17 protein-coding genes are annotated in these 18,095 nt (G+C 40.2%); 6 read left to right on the forward strand and 11 right to left on the reverse strand.

From position 1 onward, the window contains the following. Positions 1-103: 103 nt before the first annotated feature. Positions 104-1,582 carry a Gfo/Idh/MocA family protein gene (locus J4856_RS02770; RefSeq protein ID WP_234967154.1) on the forward strand — a complete coding sequence of 493 codons (1,479 nt, stop codon included), beginning with the start codon at positions 104-106 and terminating at the stop codon, positions 1,580-1,582. A gap of 104 nt (positions 1,583-1,686) precedes the next feature. On the opposite strand, the gene J4856_RS02775 is transcribed toward J4856_RS02770, so the two are convergent. The 4 genes from J4856_RS02775 to rpsF form a co-directional block, all read right to left on the reverse strand. Next, positions 1,687-2,760 carry an AAA family ATPase gene (locus tag J4856_RS02775; RefSeq protein WP_025836446.1) on the reverse strand — a complete coding sequence of 358 codons (1,074 nt, stop codon included), beginning with the start codon at positions 2,758-2,760 and terminating at the stop codon, positions 1,687-1,689. A gap of 86 nt (positions 2,761-2,846) precedes the next feature. Then, positions 2,847-3,374 carry a 50S ribosomal protein L9 gene (rplI, locus tag J4856_RS02780; protein WP_025836447.1) on the reverse strand — a complete coding sequence of 176 codons (528 nt, stop codon included), beginning with the start codon at positions 3,372-3,374 and terminating at the stop codon, positions 2,847-2,849. Positions 3,375-3,389: 15 nt separating this feature from the next. After that, positions 3,390-3,659 (reverse strand): 30S ribosomal protein S18, encoded by a 270-nt coding sequence (gene rpsR / locus J4856_RS02785; RefSeq protein ID WP_004353605.1) that lies wholly within the window; start codon positions 3,657-3,659, stop codon positions 3,390-3,392. Between the two features lie 2 nt (positions 3,660-3,661). Then, a complete protein-coding gene (gene rpsF / locus J4856_RS02790) occupies positions 3,662-4,006 on the reverse strand; it encodes a 30S ribosomal protein S6 (protein ID WP_025836450.1) in 345 nt (114 codons plus the stop codon). 136 nt (positions 4,007-4,142) lie between these two features. Between rpsF and J4856_RS02795 the strand changes: the two genes are divergently transcribed. Next, entirely contained in the window at positions 4,143-4,346 is a 204-nt protein-coding gene (locus J4856_RS02795) for a hypothetical protein (RefSeq protein ID WP_025836459.1), read from the forward strand. Between the two features lie 297 nt (positions 4,347-4,643). Here the strand turns inward: J4856_RS02795 and J4856_RS02800 are convergent, their stop codons facing one another. The 3 genes from J4856_RS02800 to mazG form a co-directional block, all read right to left on the reverse strand. Further along, positions 4,644-5,558 (reverse strand): ribonuclease Z, encoded by a 915-nt coding sequence (locus tag J4856_RS02800; protein ID WP_025836461.1) that lies wholly within the window; start codon positions 5,556-5,558, stop codon positions 4,644-4,646. A gap of 108 nt (positions 5,559-5,666) precedes the next feature. Next, positions 5,667-6,224 (reverse strand): lipocalin-like domain-containing protein, encoded by a 558-nt coding sequence (locus J4856_RS02805; protein WP_025836463.1) that lies wholly within the window; start codon positions 6,222-6,224, stop codon positions 5,667-5,669. Between the two features lie 29 nt (positions 6,225-6,253). Further along, entirely contained in the window at positions 6,254-7,135 is an 882-nt protein-coding gene (gene mazG, locus J4856_RS02810; protein WP_025836466.1) for a nucleoside triphosphate pyrophosphohydrolase, read from the reverse strand. Positions 7,136-7,279: 144 nt separating this feature from the next. Here mazG and J4856_RS02815 point away from each other — a divergent pair, with 144 nt between their 5' ends. Continuing rightward, positions 7,280-9,973: a valine--tRNA ligase gene (locus J4856_RS02815; RefSeq protein WP_025836467.1), complete on the forward strand. Its 2,694-nt coding sequence runs from the start codon at positions 7,280-7,282 to the stop codon at positions 9,971-9,973. A gap of 95 nt (positions 9,974-10,068) precedes the next feature. Here J4856_RS02815 and J4856_RS02820 read toward each other — a convergent pair whose 3' ends face one another. The 3 genes from J4856_RS02820 to J4856_RS02830 all read right to left on the reverse strand — a co-directional run bounded on the left by J4856_RS02820 (position 10,069) and on the right by J4856_RS02830 (position 12,158). After that, positions 10,069-10,779, reverse strand: coding sequence for a DUF2461 domain-containing protein (locus tag J4856_RS02820; RefSeq protein ID WP_025836468.1), 711 nt, complete (start codon positions 10,777-10,779; stop codon positions 10,069-10,071). 48 nt (positions 10,780-10,827) lie between these two features. Then, positions 10,828-11,475 (reverse strand): endonuclease III, encoded by a 648-nt coding sequence (gene nth, locus J4856_RS02825; RefSeq protein ID WP_025836470.1) that lies wholly within the window; start codon positions 11,473-11,475, stop codon positions 10,828-10,830. Between the two features lie 62 nt (positions 11,476-11,537). Beyond that, positions 11,538-12,158, reverse strand: coding sequence for a Type 1 glutamine amidotransferase-like domain-containing protein (locus J4856_RS02830; RefSeq protein WP_025836472.1), 621 nt, complete (start codon positions 12,156-12,158; stop codon positions 11,538-11,540). A 208-nt stretch (positions 12,159-12,366) separates the two neighbouring features. On the opposite strand from J4856_RS02830, the gene J4856_RS02835 reads away from it, so the two are divergent. Then, positions 12,367-12,588, forward strand: coding sequence for a hypothetical protein (locus J4856_RS02835; RefSeq protein ID WP_025836474.1), 222 nt, complete (start codon positions 12,367-12,369; stop codon positions 12,586-12,588). Between the two features lie 541 nt (positions 12,589-13,129). Here J4856_RS02835 and J4856_RS02840 read toward each other — a convergent pair. Then, positions 13,130-14,392: an Nramp family divalent metal transporter gene (locus J4856_RS02840; RefSeq protein ID WP_025836476.1), complete on the reverse strand. Its 1,263-nt coding sequence runs from the start codon at positions 14,390-14,392 to the stop codon at positions 13,130-13,132. A 758-nt stretch (positions 14,393-15,150) separates the two neighbouring features. Here J4856_RS02840 and J4856_RS02845 point away from each other — a divergent pair. Both J4856_RS02845 and J4856_RS02850 read left to right on the forward strand, forming a co-directional pair. After that, a complete protein-coding gene (locus tag J4856_RS02845; protein ID WP_065367883.1) occupies positions 15,151-16,869 on the forward strand; it encodes a glutamine--tRNA ligase/YqeY domain fusion protein in 1,719 nt (572 codons plus the stop codon). Between the two features lie 16 nt (positions 16,870-16,885). Further along, entirely contained in the window at positions 16,886-18,082 is a 1,197-nt protein-coding gene (locus tag J4856_RS02850; protein WP_065367884.1) for a tetratricopeptide repeat protein, read from the forward strand. The last annotated feature ends 13 nt before the right edge of the window (positions 18,083-18,095 follow it).

The following is an 18,095-nucleotide window of genomic DNA, read 5'->3' on the forward strand; positions in this document are numbered from 1 at the left end:
GTCTTTTATGAAATTAATACCACATAAAACATCCCGAAAATTTATGAAAAATATTTTTACCGGTTAAACTTGGGTTAGTAGCTTGCTCTTACCATCGAAAGTATTGGCTCAGTTCAACTGGCCATACAAGGTGACCAACGGAAAAGCTGTAACAGAAGTACCACAACGTGCTGCAGGACAAAAGAGTGCATTAAACATGGCCACACCTAAACTAAAGACTGTGCGCGTAGCGTTTGTTGGACTTGGAATGCGTGGGCACGACGCTGTAGAACGCTGGACACATATCCCAGGTATTCAGGTAATGGCGCTTTGCGACCATGAGCGTGACAGAGCTGAGAGATGTCAGGAATATCTGCATAAGGCAAGCATGCCAGCAGCCGACATCTATTATGGTGAAGATGGATATAAGGAACTTTGCAAACGTAAGGACATTGACCTTGTTTATATAGCTCCAGACTGGAAACATCATTTCCCTGTGGCTAAGGAAGCTCTAAACAACGGCAAACATGTGGCTGTAGAGGTACCGGCAGCCATGAACCTGTCAGAAATATGGCAACTCATTGACCTCTCTGAGAAGAAGCGCTTACATTGTATGATGCTTGAAAACTGCTGTTATGACTTCTTTGAGTTGAACTCACTGAATATGGCACAAAAGGGAGTCTTTGGGGAAGTCCTCTATGTTCAAGGCGCTTATCGTCACGAATTATCTCCATACTGGGATGCATATTGGAAAAAAGATGCACAAGACAAACTCGGTTGGAGACTAGAATATAACCAGAAATTCCGTGGTGATGTCTATGCCACTCATGGCTTAGGCCCTATAGCTGAAGTACTGAATATTCACAGAGGTGACAAGATGAAGACCCTCGTGGCAATGGACACGAAATCTGTCAATGGTAAGAAATTGGTTGAGGATCGAACTGGCAAACCTTGCACTGAGTTCCGTAATGGCGATCAGACAACAACACTTATCAGTACTGAAAACGGAAAAGTCATTGAGATTCACCACAACGTAATGACGCCACAGCCTTATAACCGAATGTATCAACTTACAGGTACAAAGGGATTTGCGAACAAATATCCGTTTGAAGGCTTCGCACTTTCATCTGATGAATTGAAGAAGTCTGGTGTTACACCATCATCTGACAATCTTTCTGGACATTCATACCTTTCAAACGTTGATGCAAAGGCTTTAGTAGAGAAGTATGAAAGTCCTATCGTTGCCAAGTATGAAAAGCAAGCAAAAGAAGTTGGCGGTCATGGCGGTATGGATTTCATCATGGACTCGCGTTTAGTTTATTGTTTGCAGAATGGACTTCCTTTGGATATTGATGTTTACGACTTGGCAGAATGGTGCTGCCTAGCAGAGTTGGGGTCAATATCTATGGACAATGGTAACATTCCTGTAGAAGTGCCTGATTTCACACGTGGACAATGGAATGAGGTTAAAGGATTCCACCATGCTTACGCTTCTCCAGCTGATGAGGCACAAGCTGCCAAAGACGCAATGGACTTCACTGCTAAGTTAAAAGAAAAAGGTAAGAAGTACTGGGAGAAGGCTGAGAAGGCTGCAAAGAAGTAATAGACAATTAAAAACAATACACAACAAATGTCGTAACGCTCTTCCGAACGTTACGGCATTTGTTTAGACTGAAAGCATTTGAATACAGCCTACTAATAAAAGCTTTACTTCTTTAAAGCTAGGTTATAGTTGTAATATTCAGTCTTACCTGTTATATCCTCAATTACCTCAATAAAAGGAGGGAAGTTTACATCTTCATGCTCAACAATTCCCTTTGTTTCTAAAATCTGAAGGTTTGATGTAGGAGCAAGATAAGTGTCAAGTTCAAAAAACTGTCCAAGCCAAATGAAAGTCTTACGAATCTTATGAATTGACTGACGATAAGGGTCTGCCTGACGCATCATTGACTCATAGAGGTTGTTATCAATCTGTCGTTCGGTAACAATCTGCTCATTGTTCGGTAAGGTTTTCTTCGTTGTACGAACATTTACCGAAACACCATTCAGCGTACGACGCCGTAAGCGCACCTCGCTACGAGGATCTGAAGTAAGATAAGTCTGTCTGATATCACTCTCGATAGCATAAGGAATCTCACCCGTCAAACGAACGATATATTTACGTTCTTCAACCACCTGCTGAGGTATCTCCAAGACATTAGAAATCTCTTGAAGCACACGCTTAATCTTAGTATCAAAATTCTCGTGATTGTTGATTACACGCAAGTGCGGATGTTCCGACCAAGCTTGAATAACTTTCTTATCCATTTCACGTGCAAGCTCAAGCCCTTCTGTACGTTCAGCATTATTAGCAGTGGTATAGAACTGTTCTGCTCCATCCGCAGCACTCACAAGGTGAAGAACTGCATCATAACGAGCACGAAGTTCTTCAGAAGAAGTACTGACACCAGCCGTAATCTCTTTCCACATCTCTGGCTTCATATAAGCAGAGATATCCATTGTACCACGATCACATACTATAATCGTAGGTTTATCAATGGTCTCCGCCATACGCGTAAACTTATCTTCCAAAGCAAGCTGAACCTCCAATGTAGCCTTCTCTCCTTCATAGAAGAACGCAGCATTATCTGTAAGATAATCCATACCCGCCTGAGAGAAGAGCGTTGGAACTTCAGGAATGATAAACACCTTATAACCAAGACTTGAGAAATGCTCAATAATCTTGACAAGTGCAGTTGTTTTTCCGGCACAAGGTCCGCCGGTAAGTACAATTCGTTTCATAATGACTAAAAAATCCCCTCCACCCGAAAGTGAAAGGGATTATTATCTAACATTACTGCTTTACAGTGCAAAATGTCAATATAAAATTACTCAGCTGCTGGAGTTTCCTCCTCAGCTACAGGTGCCTCTGCTGGCTGCTCTACTGGAGCCTCCTCAACAGCAGGTGCTGGCTGGTTCTCTGCAACAACAGTTACTGGAACCTTAACCTCAACCTCCTTGTGGAAGTGTACAGTAGCCTCAGATGTGCCAACCTTCTTCATATCGCGCATTGTAACGATCTTACGATCGATTTCAATACCACGCTTAGCAAGTTCCTCAACAACAGTAGCTGCATTTACTGAACCATAAGTTACGCCTGTAGCAGATACCTTAGTTGCAATAACAAGCTCTACACCATCCAACTGAGCAGCTTTCTTCTCTGCCTCAGCCTTGAGAGCTGCGAGCTTAGAAGCCTGCTGCTTCAAGTTTTCAGCCAACTGCTTCTTAGCAGATGGTGAAGCGATAACACCCTTACCTGTTGGGATGAGATAGTTACGACCGTAGCCGCTCTTTACATTAACGATATCGTTCTTGTATCCAAGACCGATAAGATCTTCTTTCAGTATAATTTCCATCTATTGACCTCCTTTTTACTTCATCAAATCGGTTACATAAGGAAGGAGCGCAATCTGACGAGCACGCTTAACAGCCTGTGCCACACGGCGCTGATACTTCAAAGAAGTACCTGTGATACGACGAGGAAGAATCTTACCCTGCTCGTTGAGGAACTTCTTCAAGAACTCGCCATCCTTATAGTCGATGTACTTAATACCGCTCTTCTTGAAACGGCAATACTTCTTCTTCTTAGTATCGATAGAAGGAGCGGTCAAATAACGGATTTCTGATTTCTGCTCTGCCATGATTAAGCCTCCTTTTTAGCTGCCCATTTAGCACGACGCTTTTCAGCATAAGCTGCAGAATACTTGTCCTGCTTAACGGTGATGTAACGAATAACCTTCTCGTCACGACGGAAGCCGGTCTCGAGAGTGTCGATAACTGATGGTTCTGCGTTGAACTCCAACAATGCGTAGAAGCCAGATGACTTCTTCTGGATGTTGTAAGCCAACTTCTTCAGACCCCAGGCCTCCTCGTTCAAGATCTCAGCGCCATTGTCGGTGAGCAATTTCTTGAATTTAGCGACCGTTTCCTTCATCTGTTCATCAGACAAAACGGGAGTCAAAATGAAAACGGTTTCGTATTGATTCATACTACTTAAAATATAAAATTGTGAATTAAATTACACCTGCTTTCGCAAAATGCAGTGCAAAAGTAGTAATTTTTATGCAACTGACCAAATATTTTTTGTACATTTGCACCAATAAATAGTATATTTACACTTTTGTATGAAAAGATATATCAAATACTTAGGTATTGCAGACATTATTTTAGGACTGCTTCTGTTCGCACTCCATGTCATTCTCCACTTCAATGGGAATGAGCTTCTTTTCGGTGGACTAGCACTGGTCTTGAGTGGAGTTGTGTTATTTGTAAGAGCTGAACGTTTAGCGTCATTCCAATCTTCAAATGAGGAAGAAAAGAAGGATTAATCATCGTTTATATCAGTAAAAGAAACAACCATTATCGAATTATCTTCACGACAAGAAATATTTATTTACGTGAACAAAAATATTTATTTTCATGAAGAAAAATAATTATTTTCGTGAAAATAATTCGGTTGTTATCATTTACTATAGGATTTCAGCACTCTAATACAAGTCCAGAAGCTGATTATTCGCAACCTTAGAAGCCTCTATCATATAATAAGTACGGGTATATGCTACCTCTCTTATTTGTACAACATTAAAATCGGTAGATTGCATCAAAAACAATTCATACAAACCTACTTATATATCAAATATTGCACCCTCTTGTGTCAGAAAGCTGTTAGGGAAGATTTCTTTTGCCTCCTCTAACAACTGTTGTTCATTGCCGTAACGTGCAGAGTAATGCCCTAAAAGAAGTTTCCCCACAGACGCATCTCGGGCCACCAGTGCAGCTTGCTCAGATGTGCTGTGCCAATAAAGACGAGCACGATCAGCATCTTGTGCTGCGTATGTACTTTCGTGATAGAGTGTACTTACGTTTTTTACAAGATTATATAGAGTTTTAATATATCGTGTATCAGAGCAATAAGCATAGCTACGAGCAGGTGCGGCAGGAGTTGTTAGCCTACTATTAGGAATCACATCACCATCTTGTGTTACCCAATCAGCCCCAGCCTTTATATTATTAATCTGACTGATAGGAATATGATAAAAGTCTATCATGTCACGACGAATATGTGGTAGTGTTGGTTTCTCACGGAACAGATAGCCACAACAGTCAATACGATGCTGCAAAGGGATTGTCTCGATCGTAAGACTTTTATCCTCATAAATCACCTTATTCTGCTTAGTGTTAACGGCATGAAAAACCACTTTAAACTCCAGACCTTGACAGAAGAAGTTCAGTGTCTGACTAAGAATTGGTTCAAAATCAGCTGGGGCATAGATATGGAGTGGTGCTGTGCGTCCCGTCATACCAAAGGTTGAAATCATACCTGGCAAACCAAAACAATGATCCCCATGCAGATGACTGATAAAAACAGCAATAATCTTTGAGAAGTGTACATGTGATTTACGAAGTTGTATCTGCGTACCCTCTCCGCAATCAATCATAAAAAGCTTCTCCCTAAGTTCTACAATTTGGGAAGAAGCATTATGTTGTAAAGTTGGTAACGCACTACCGCAACCAAGAATATGCACTTTGAATGGTTCCATATTATCCTATCAATCACTTTTCACCCCACCCTAATGAAGAGCAAAGTGAAGAGATTAGATTTCTTATAATAGTCGTTACGGATTCTATAGTGAGAATGTTGCTAACACTTATTTCCCTCTCGTAAATACAAAAATACCAGCCTTGTTCTCCAAAGACAGCGTGTCAGCTCCAAGATTATCGACATCAAACGTATCTTTTGACAGAACCAATTTACCATTCCATATCTTCCATTCTGTCCAAGGATTCTTCTCTGACTGCAAGCTTGAAGTAACAGTTCCACCTTCTTTAATCTCAAAGTTGCGATCGAGACTTATCCAGTTACCCAACAATGAAGTAAGGTTAATAGCAGAGCGCATGAAGTTATCACCATACTCTTTATAACCAATGACGGCGAAACGATCACCATTAATCTTTCCACCCTTCACAACATCAGCAGTGTCGTCTGGGTTCACGAGATATTCAAGTGTATCGCCATTGTCTGTGAGCAAAACAATTGAATTCATACCGCCATCAACCATAGTGCCATAGATAGTACTATCGTTTGTCGCTACAGAGTCCTCAGCCTCACCAGTTTCAGTCATAACTGACTTAGTTTTATTATCCTTGCAAGCTATGACCATAGCAAGAATAAACAAAGACATGATAAAATAAAAGCTTTTTCTCATATTTAAATTTCTTAATGACTATGATAATGTCAACTGTTAGCAGCCTTCGCCTGACTCCAGAGTTCATCCATTTCTGCAAGAGTCAAATTCTTTATCGTAACTCCCTTAGCTTTAGCTGCTTCTTCGATATAGTTAAACCGTTTAATAAACTTTTGATTCGTGTATTCAAGAGCATTATCAGGATTGAGATGATAGAGACGAGCTGCATTGATAACTGAGAACAAAAAGTCGCCAAGTTCCTCTGTTGAATGTTCCTTATCTTCTTTCTTCAACTCGTCCTTTAGTTCACCTAACTCTTCATACACCTTATCCCACACCTGTTCTTTTTCTTGCCAATCAAAGCCAACATTGCGTGCTTTGTCTTGAATACGATAGGCCTTTATAAGACTGGGCAGAGAATCAGGAACACCAGAAAGTACCGAAGTGTTACCATCACGTTCACGTTGTTTACGCTGCTCCCATGTTGATTCTACCTGAGAAGCGGTATTTGGAGTAGATGAATCGAGATTGTTATGTGTCTGCTGTTCTTCATCTTTGTAAACAACCTGTCCTGCAGCATTGATTGTCATATCTGTTCTTGTCACGCTCCATCCCACCCAGTTGATAAAATCATGTCTGAACATAAGCTTATCAGATTGTGCATTGCAGACATCAGCAACATCAAATTCACCCTTTTCCTCACCAAGCAATGAATAGAAGATAACGTGTTCCATGACGTCGCCAAGTTCCTTACAGATATTCTTTGAATCGTTCTTCAAAAGTGCATCTGCTAATTCAAAAGTTTCTTCAATCGTGTTGGGACGAAGGCTTTCGTTGGTTTGTTTTCTGTCCCACGGGCATTCCTTTCGGAGTCTTTCCTGAATGTCTAAAAGTCGGGCAAAAGCTTTCAGTTTTTCTTCTTTAGTATGCAAAGTCTTGATGTTTAAGTTAAACATAAACGTTAAAGTACCCATCAGAGTACTATTATTGATGCAAAGATACGCTTTTTAGGCGGATTTTTTGTACTTTTGCATCGTAATTTTAATGATAATAAAGAAATAATAATATACAAGACAATGGAATTAGCAAGCAAGTATGATCCACAAATAGTGGAATCAAAATGGTACCAGTATTGGCTGGACAACAAGCTTTTCAGTTCTAAGCCTGATGGCCGTGAGCCTTACACCGTGGTTATTCCACCACCAAACGTAACAGGTGTGCTTCACATGGGTCACATGCTGAACAATACTATTCAGGACATTCTGGTAAGACGTGCCCGCATGGAGGGTAAGAATGCTTGCTGGGTTCCAGGTACAGACCATGCAAGTATTGCTACAGAAGCAAAGGTTGTAGGTCGCCTCGCTGAGCAAGGTGTAAAGAAGACCGACCTTACACGTGAGCAGTTCCTTGAGCATGCATGGGACTGGACACATGAACATGGTGGTATTATCCTCAAACAGTTGCGCCGACTTGGTTGTTCCTGCGATTGGGATCGTACAGCTTTTACAATGGATGACATCCGTAGCAAGAGTGTTATCAAGGTGTTCTGCGACCTCTACAAAAAGGGTTACATTTATCGGGGTGTTCGCATGGTTAACTGGGACCCACAAGCTCAGACCGCTCTTTCTGACGAAGAGGTAATCTACAAGGATGAGCATTCTAAGCTTTATCACCTTAAATATTATGTTGCTGATGACGACCAAACAAAGGTTGAACGCAAGGATGAAGGCAATGTAATGCATAAGGATGAGAAAGGCTACTATGCTGTTGTGGCCACTACTCGTCCAGAGACTATCATGGGTGACTCTGCTATGTGTATTAATCCAGAGGACGTTAAGAACACCTGGTTAAAGGGTCTTCGCGTTGTTGTTCCATTGGTAAACCGTGTGATTCCAGTAATTGAAGACTCATACGTTGATATCCAGTTCGGTACTGGCTGTTTAAAGGTTACACCTGCTCACGACGTTAACGACCATGCACTTGGTCTAAAGCACGGATTGGAAACAATTGATATCTTCAACGATAATGGTACTATCTCTGAGGCAGCTGGCCTATATGTAGGTCAGGATCGTATGGATGTACGCAAGCAGATTTCAAAGGATTTGGAAGCTGCAGGACTAATGGAGAAGGTTGAGGACTATGACAATAAAGTGGGTTACTCAGAGCGTACGCACGTACCTATTGAGCCAAAGCTTTCTACACAATGGTTCTTAAAGATGCAGCACTTTGCTGATATCGCCCTCGCTCCAGTCATGGACGACGATATTGAGTTCTATCCAAAGAAATATAAAAACACTTATCGTCACTGGTTAGAGAATATCAAAGACTGGTGTATCAGCCGTCAGTTATGGTGGGGTCATCGTATTCCTGCTTACTACTTCAAAGATGCAGAAGGCAAGAATGCTACAGTTGTGGCAGAAACTACAGAAGAAGCTTTGAAGTTGGCACAGGAGATTAATCCTTCTGTTACAGCTGCCGACCTTGAGCAAGAGAGCGATTGTATGGATACTTGGTTTTCAAGTTGGTTGTGGCCTATCTCTGTCTTCGATGGTATCAACAACCCTGACAACGAAGAAATCAACTACTACTACCCTACTAGCGACCTCGTTACAGGTCCAGACATTATCTTCTTCTGGGTAGCACGTATGATTATGGCTGGCTATGAGTATCGTGGAAAGTTCCCATTCAAGCATGTTTACTTCACTGGTATCGTACGTGATAAACTTGGTCGCAAGATGAGTAAGAGTCTTGGTAACTCACCAGACCCAATCATGTTGATTGAGAAGTATGGTGCTGACGGTGTTCGCATGGGTATGATGCTATCTGCTCCTGCAGGCAACGACATCCTCTTCGACGAGACACTTTGTGAGCAGGGACGTAACTTCAACAATAAGATTTGGAATGCATTCCGCCTCGTTCAAGGTTGGGAGACAACTGATGCCGAGCAGCCATTGGCAAACAAGATTGCTGTTGAATGGTTCGAAGCGAAGTTGAAGGAAGTAAATGCTGAGATGAACGAGCAGTTCAAGAGCTATCGTATTTCAGAGGCTTTAATGACTGTTTACCGCCTCTTCTGGGACGAGTTCTCAAGCTGGTACTTGGAGATGATTAAGCCAGAATATGGCAAACCAATCGACAAGCTCACCTACGAATCAACCCTTAAATTCTTCAATTCACTCTTGAAGATGTTGCACCCATTCATGCCTTTCATTACTGAAGAGTTGTGGCAGCACATCTATGAGCGCAAGGAGAACGAGAGCATTATGCGTGATGAACTCAAACTTGACGCACCAAGCAAGGAGGAATTAAAGCTCATCGATGCCATCGAGCAGGTTAAGGCGATTGTCAGCGGTGTTAGAACCGTACGCAATCAGAAGAACATCGCCCCAAAGGTTGAGCTCGACTTGAATGTAATCGGTCAGAACAAATACGAGGCTTATAACAGTGTGATCATTAAGATGGCTAACTTGAAGGCGATTGAGGTGGTAGCTGAAAAGAGCGGTGACGCATCTGGTTTCATGGTAGGTACCGATAGTTTCGCTGTGCCAGTGGGTGACTTGATTGATATTGCAGCTGAGATTGAGAAACAGGAGAAGGAGCTCAAGCATCTTGAAGGCTTCCTCACAGGTATCAAGAAGAAGCTCTCAAACGAGAAGTTCGTATCAAATGCACCTGAAGCTGTTATCGAACGTGAGCGCAAGAAGCAAAGTGACTCTGAGGAAAAGATTGCAGCTTTGAAAGCAAGTCTTGAGGAATTAAGAAAGAAATAACCTATTATCTCTTTGGCTAATGAATTCATTAGCCAAAGCGTTATAGTACATATAAAAATAAAGAGGAATGCCTTTGCGTTCCTCTTTATTTGTTTTTATTCATAATCATCTACCACATTATTAATAAAGTCCATCATAGGCTTACCCGTCTTGCAGATTTGTTTTAACTGTTCAAGCCAGCCATCACCCTCGAAGAAATCATCAGAGACTTTAACCCAGCAGCAGTAATCCTTCATTCGAAGATACTCAAGATGCTCATAATCCTTTGGGAATCCCTTTGGAACAGTTTTTAAGGCAGTAAGTCCAAAACCATTCTTACTTACTTTATCATCCGTCCACTCACCCTCATTGGGTCGTCCAAACAAATTGATGAACTCCTCATTCTCTACATGCTTGAGCCATTCATCAACATTCGCCATGATTTCATTGCGGCATGAAGTCAAAATATTCGTAGGCAGCCAATAGCAACCCACAGCCACCAAGCAGTTACCCGGCTCTAAATGTATATAATAGCCACCACGCAATGCCTTCCTACCATGTGCACAAATATATGCTCCAAGATGTCGCTTATATGGACTCTTGTCAGGTGAGAAACGTACGTCACGGTAAAAACGATAAGTACAATCCTTTGCTGTCAAGTGTGAAACTTCTTCATCAAAGCTTGCCAAACAAGATATTATTTGGTCAACTCCGTTCTCGAAATCTTCCTTCACCTCATCGTATTCAGCCTTATGCTCCTGAAACCATTGCTTATTATTGTTCGCAGCAATACCTTTCAGAAAGTGCATTATCTTCTTTGTATTCATATTCTTCCTATATTATATCCTTTTTATCTTTTACCTTTTGAAGTCTGTTTATAGCTTGCTATTCTCCAACAACTTTGGACATATATCATCAAAGGGGCAATGTTCGCAATCAGGCTTAGCACTCTTGCAAATATAACGACCATGAAGCAATATCCAATGATGCGCATCTGAGACCTCCTCTGTAGGGATATTCTTCATCAGATAATCCTCAACTTTACGAGGAGTATTTGCTGTTGAAGGAACCAGTCCCAAACGATGACTGACACGGTAGACATGCGTATCGACAGCAAGTGTTGGCTTACCAAACCACACTGCTTGAATAACATTTGCCGTTTTACGCCCTACTCCCGGAAGCGTAACGAGTGCATTAGGGTCTGAAGGTACCTCACCATCAAATTTCTCAACCAACATCTTCGACATCTCAACTAAATGTTTTGCCTTTGAATTTGGGTAAGAAACACTCTTCACATACTCAAATATCTCATCGGCTGTAGCCTCTGCCATCGCCTTTGCATCTGGATAATGACGGAACAATTCTGGCGTAATAGCATTGATTCGCTTATCCGTACACTGAGCGGATAGAAGTGTCGCACAAAGAAGTTGGAATGCCGAACCAAAATTAAGTTCAGTTGTTACATGTCCAACATTCTTGCGAAAATAACTCAATGTATAATCATATCTTTCTTTTCTTGTCATCCTTTTATAGTATAGTACAGCATAAAATAAACAGCTCAGCCAATTATCTCAGCCAATAAAAATTATTTTCTTTCTTTTATTACGACATTGTTTCCCACAACAACAATAGCTTGCTGATTTGTAATAATCTTCAAGGGAAGATGGCTATTCTTGTTGACAACTTCCCGTGCAGCCTTTTCAAAAGGAACACTATCGAAATGTACGACAGGATAGAATCCAACAAGTCCAAGACCAACAAAATCCTCCATTCCTGACACCCGCGAATAACAGTCATCCATACCCTTTGCATATTCAATGTTGGGAGCAAGTATCATCGCTCCAGCAGATTCCCCAATATATAGTTTTCCTTGCTCCACCTGCTCTATGATACACCTGTCAATCCCAGTTCTCCTCAATTCCTGCAAGAGAAAAAACGTATTGCCACCCGATACATAGATACAGTCGCAGCTTGTCAAGACCTCTTCTATTTCATTCTTACTACATTGAGTAATTTCCAATTCCTTAACAATAAGTCCAAGAGAATCAAATGCCACTCTGGCTTCTTCCACATATTGTGTATACGTTTCATGAATGCTTGCTGTAGGGATAAATGCTACTGTCTTGCCTCTCAACGGAACTGAAACAGATTCGGATAAAATTGAAGCAACCTCAGCAAAATATGAACATAAAAAGATCTTCTCCATTAATATATTATGTTTAGAACTTCCTTATCATTAGTACTATAAACAGATTGAACAGGAATAAAAATAAGTATTATAATCAAGAATACTATAAATCTATACCTCTTACATCTCACGTTTAATACTGCAAAGTTACTAAAAACTAACAGATTATTTGGTCCTTTCCGAAACTTAATGTAATTTTGCATCAGAAATAAAAAACAAATCAATTATGATAACTCCAATGACAGGACTGATTGCACTGCTAATTATCGCACTGGTTGGCTGGGTAGTCGCAGAACTTAAAGACAAGTGCGTTACATTTGTTCACTCTGAAGAAGAGGCTGAGGGCGAGGAAGAAATGAGAGAAGCTTACGAAGCACATGGTGGCAGAGAGTTGAATCTGAAAGACTTGCTTGCACATAATAGCACAAAAGGCTACAAGTCAATCTAAGGTTAATACAAGAAATATGATTGACGGGAATGATAGAGGCTATCATTCCCGTCTTCTTTATTTTATATCATGTAATTGTAAACTTCAAAAGCAAACTTTATAACACAAACGGAGTAATGGTTTGTAATGAAGAATCATTATGTCATAAGTGAGTTCTGTTGCAATATGGTGTTGATGAAGCAAAACAAAAGCTAATCATCGATTCATTGTATAAGCCAATAGTATTCTTCAAAAAGACAGAAACAAATACATATTCTATAAGAAAAGTATTATCTCAGTTTGCTATCACTTTTAACATTTCACATATCTTACTGTGATACAACACGTTTAACACCTACAACAAATGAAGGCAGTGACAGGAAGTGAACAATTCATTGAACTTGGAACTTTACAAAACAAAAGGGCATTAATTGTATGCCAACTAATGCCCTTTTGAATCTTAACTAACGCCTAACCGAATTTAAATTAGGCATCAACTAATTTGAACTTATGTATTTTATTACCAAACTGAATTTTCCGTTGATGTATGCTAACTTAATCATCAGGATATACTCTCAATCAGAAGCCATATATTAAGTAAGGTGACAATACCCGCCAAGGAATAAAGAAAGATCATATTCAGTTTACTATTGGCATATTTTCCCATCACTCGCTTAGAAGAAGTCAGACCCACTTGCAAGAAAATAGTGAAAGGAAGTTGAACTGATAAGAACATCTGAGAGATAATCAATCCCTTGAAAGGATCACCAATAAAGAAAATCATCAGAAGCGCAATACCTAACGAGAGGATAATTCCAACGATAGAATGTGTATCTTTCGCATTATATGACTCACCGAAAAGTCCAGAGAAGATACTACCTGCAGCCATTCCACTGGTAATCGTACTTGAAATACCAGCCAAAAGCAAAGCAATGGCAAAAATATTCGCAGCATTATTACCTAAAAGCGGCTGTAACATTGCTTGCGCCTGAGATAACTCTTCTACATGTTGACCATGAGAGAAAAACGTACTTGCTGCCAAAAGAATCATCGCAGAGTTTATAGCCCAGCCCACAATCATAGAGAAAAGTGTATCAATAAACTCATACTTAAGCATATGGCGAATACGCTCATCACCCTCCAAATAAATCTCGCGACTCTGCACTATCTCAGAGTGAAGAAAAAGATTATGAGGCATCACGACCGCTCCCAATACACTCATGATAATCAAGAGAGATCCTTGTGGGACTGTTGGAACAAATGCTCCCTCAATAGCTGCTGGCCAATGAATGTCAACGAGGAAAAGTTCATAGACAAACGAAAGACCTATCATTGACACAAAACCAATAATGGCACGTTCCATCTTCTTATAACTATTCGTAAAAAGCATTATCAACACAGCCACTGTCGTTAAGATAGAACCTGTAGGAATACTAATACCGAAAAGCATCTGTAACGCAATCGCACCACCAAGAATCTCTGCTAAAGAAGTAGAGATGCTGGCAAGAATAGCACTCAAAATAATGGGACGGCCTATCCATTTCGGAGCATATTTAATAGCTGCCTCACTAAGACAGAGTCCTGTCACAATTCCAAGATGGGCAACATTATGCTGTAAAGCTATAAGCATAATCGTCGAAAGTGTTACTACCCACAACAATGCATAGCCATAATCAGAACCTGCTGCAAAGTTACTTGCCCAGTTGCCTGGGTCAATAAAACCAACGGTCACCAATAAACCAGGACCAATAAACTTAAATATATCTAAGCCACCCAGTACACGTGGATGATCCTTACGTCTTAATTCTTTTAAGATATTCTTCATTTTTTCAGTTTTATGCAAAGTTACAATTTATCAACGAAAAACAACAAGCGCGAAAATATTAATTTTGTAAATACTACAAGAAAGAATGAAAAATACCTAAACATAAGTATTCGCTTAAAATTATTCAATTATAACTTGTTCTTATATCAATACAAATAATTAATTACAAAAGTTAAACATAAAATACTCAAAGAGTTATGAACTGTTATACAAACACCTAAAATATATTATATCATTTCTTTTTGTAAGTTAGAAACTAAAAATATAATAGAATTTTATAAGGTCCACGAAGCATTTAAATGTAATAATGTAAAGAAAAATATTATGAATAAAAAATGTCTAAAACTAAAAATGCCCTACGCTTCACAGCGATGGGCATTCAATCTCAATAGGTATTAGTTTCTTTAAGGTAAAAAGATTGTATTCAGGATAACGTTTGCAAAGATAATAGATATTTTTTTTTCGTGCAAACTTTTTTGCAACTTTTTTATCAATAAAGAAACATTTGTTACCAGTATAAGTCAATATCTGACATATTGTCTTATTACATTTCATTAAACGATTAAAAATTAACAAAAGAATTCCTTTCATTTCATTACGAAAACCATAACTTATATTGTAGAACATCACTCAATTACGTATTTCCTAAAGATTATTAATATTAGTAACACAAAATGGGTATCATTATTTAATAACAAAGTGTACAAAAAACGAGAAAAAATAAGTATCTTTGCAATCATAATAATAAATAGGAAAATATGACTACGATAGAGAACAACACCAATGAGGAGAAGCGTAGCTTGAGCTTCGTTGAACAACTGGTAGAGGAAGACCTCGCAAAGGGTAAAAACGGTGGACGTATTCAGACACGTTTCCCGCCTGAGCCTAATGGTTATCTTCACATTGGTCATGCAAAAGCGATTTGCATGGACTTTGGTGTAGCTGAGAACTATAAGGGTATTTGTAATCTTCGTTTTGATGATACAAACCCAAGCAAAGAGAATAATGAATATGTTGAGAACATTCTTCATGATATTAGCTGGCTCGGTTTCAAGTGGGGTAACATTTATTATGCAAGTGATTACTTTGAGAAGTTGTGGGATTTTGCAATATGGATGATTAAGAAGGGCTTGGCATACGTTGACGAGCAGACTTCTGAACAGATTGCAACACAAAAAGGTACACCAACTACACCGGGTACAGCATCACCTTACCGCGATCGCCCGATAGAAGAGAGTCTTGCATTATTTGAGCAGATGAATACACCTGAGGCTGTTGAGGGAAGCATGGTACTTCGTGCTAAGCTTGACATGGCTAACCCTAACATGCACTTCCGTGACCCTATCATATATCGAATCATTCAGATTCCACACCATCGTACAGGAACGAAGTGGCATTGTTATCCAATGTATGACTTTGCACATGGACAGAGCGACTATTTTGAGGGTGTCACTCACTCTATCTGTACACTCGAGTTCGTACCGCATCGTCCGCTCTATGATAAGTTCATTGACTTCTTGAAAGAAAGTGATGGCACAGCTGACAATCTGGAAGATAACCGTCCACGACAGATTGAGTTCAACCGCTTGAATCTTACATATACAGTAATGTCTAAGCGTAAGCTTCACACATTGGTTGATGAACATCATGTCAAGGGTTGGGACGATCCACGTATGCCGACCCTTTGCGGTATGCGACGTCGCGGCTACTCTCCTGAGTCTATTCGTAACTTCATTGACTCTATCGGTTATACGAAGTTTGATGCTCTCAATGACGTAGCATTATTGGAGGCTGCCGTACGTGAAGATTTGAACAAGAAGGCAACACGTGTCAGCGCAGTCCTCGACCCTGTAAAACTTGTTATCACCAACTATCCAGAAGGAAAGAGTGAGGAGATGGAAGCAATCAACAATCCAGAGAACGAGGCAGATGGTTCACACGCCATCACTTTCTCAAAGAATCTTTGGATTGAGCGTGCTGACTTTATGGAGGATGCACCAAAGAAATTCTTCCGTATGTCTCCTGGCAAAGAAGTAAGACTGAAGAATGCCTACATTGTTAAATGTACAGGCTGTACGAAGGATGCGGAAGGTAACATCATTGAGATTCAAGCTGAATATGATGCTGACAGCAAAAGTGGCATGCAAGGTGCTGATCGTAAAGTGAAGGGTACTCTCCACTGGGTTAGCGCTGACCATTGTCTGAAGGCAGAGGTCCATGAATACGACCGCCTATTCAACGTTGAGAATCCAGCAGCTGACGAACGTGATTTCCGTGAGTTGCTTAACCCAGATAGTCTTACTATTCGTACAGATTGTTATGTTGAGCCATATCTTGCAGAGAAGAAGCCAGGCGACTATCTACAGTTCCAGCGTACTGGTTACTTCATGCTTGATCCTGACACAACAAATGACCACCTCGTATTCAATAAGACTGTTGGCTTAAAGGATACATGGGCTAAGAAGGCCAAAGCATAACTAAAGAAAGTAAGCATTGGATATATACTATCAGAGTGAAAAGTTCAGACAGTTACTTCATAGGTATGAAGCACTGCAAGAAGACAACATCAGCGAGTTCCTCGATTCAGAGGAACTGACTGATGTTGCTGAATATTATCACTATATCGGTGAGGACAAGAAAGCACTTGAAGCAACTGATTATGCCATTCGTATGTACCCAACAGCTACGTCTCCACTTGCTTTCAAAGCTCGTATGGCATTGCTCAGCAGCAACAACCCGCAACTCGCCGATGAGATTGCAGAGACAATAATCGACAAGAGTGACTTAGACTACCTCTATCTCAAGGCTGAAATAATGATTGTTGACAATAGAACGAGCGAAGCTGATGACTTTCTTCAAAGACAGTATGACGAGATTATTTCATCCGAAGACCGTGAGGATTATGTTTTAGATGTAGCAGCCCTCTTCTCCGACTATGAGGAAACTGAATATGTGGAGAAATGGTTAAGCCGTTCTACAAAGACTGAGGACAATGATTATAAAGAACTTCATGCTCGTATCCTCAAAAGTCGTGGGAAGTACATAGAGAGCGAATCTATTCTCAATGAACTTCTTGATGCCAACCCCTATTCTGGCCCTTATTGGAACCAGTTAGCACAGAATCAGCTTTTAAGAGATGATGTTAAGGATTCTATCACTTCTAGCGAATTCTCTATTGCCATCAACCCAGATGACGAAGAAGCAATCTTAAACAAGGCAAACGGACTCTTTACGCTTGGTAATTATGAGGAATCTCTTAAGTATTACGAACGTTATAAGTGCCTTTGTCACCAACAGGATACAGCCATCGTTGATGTTACCATCGGACATATACATCTCATGCAGGGCAATGCTTCAGAAGCGCAACGTTATTTTCATTTAGCATTAACAGAAACTAAGAATAAAAGTTTGACACTCATCCACATTGGTATTTCTACCTTTGACAATGGTTATGTTGAATATGCTTATAATATCTTAAGTACGCTGTTACCCGAAATGAATGATGACTGGGACATCGGCTTTGCATACCTTGCACGCTGTTGTTATGAATTGAAGCTGAACGAAGAATTCAAGATAAACTTGCAACAAGCTGTTGAAAGAAATCCTGAGGAAAGCATTGAAGTGCTTTCAGACCTTTATCCAGAAGGAACAAAACCACAGGATTATCCCCGTATAAATGTTTTACAATAAATTGAGTTATAAT

The organism is Prevotella scopos JCM 17725 (genome assembly GCF_018127785.1).
GTDB lineage: Bacteria > Bacteroidota > Bacteroidia > Bacteroidales > Bacteroidaceae > Prevotella > Prevotella scopos.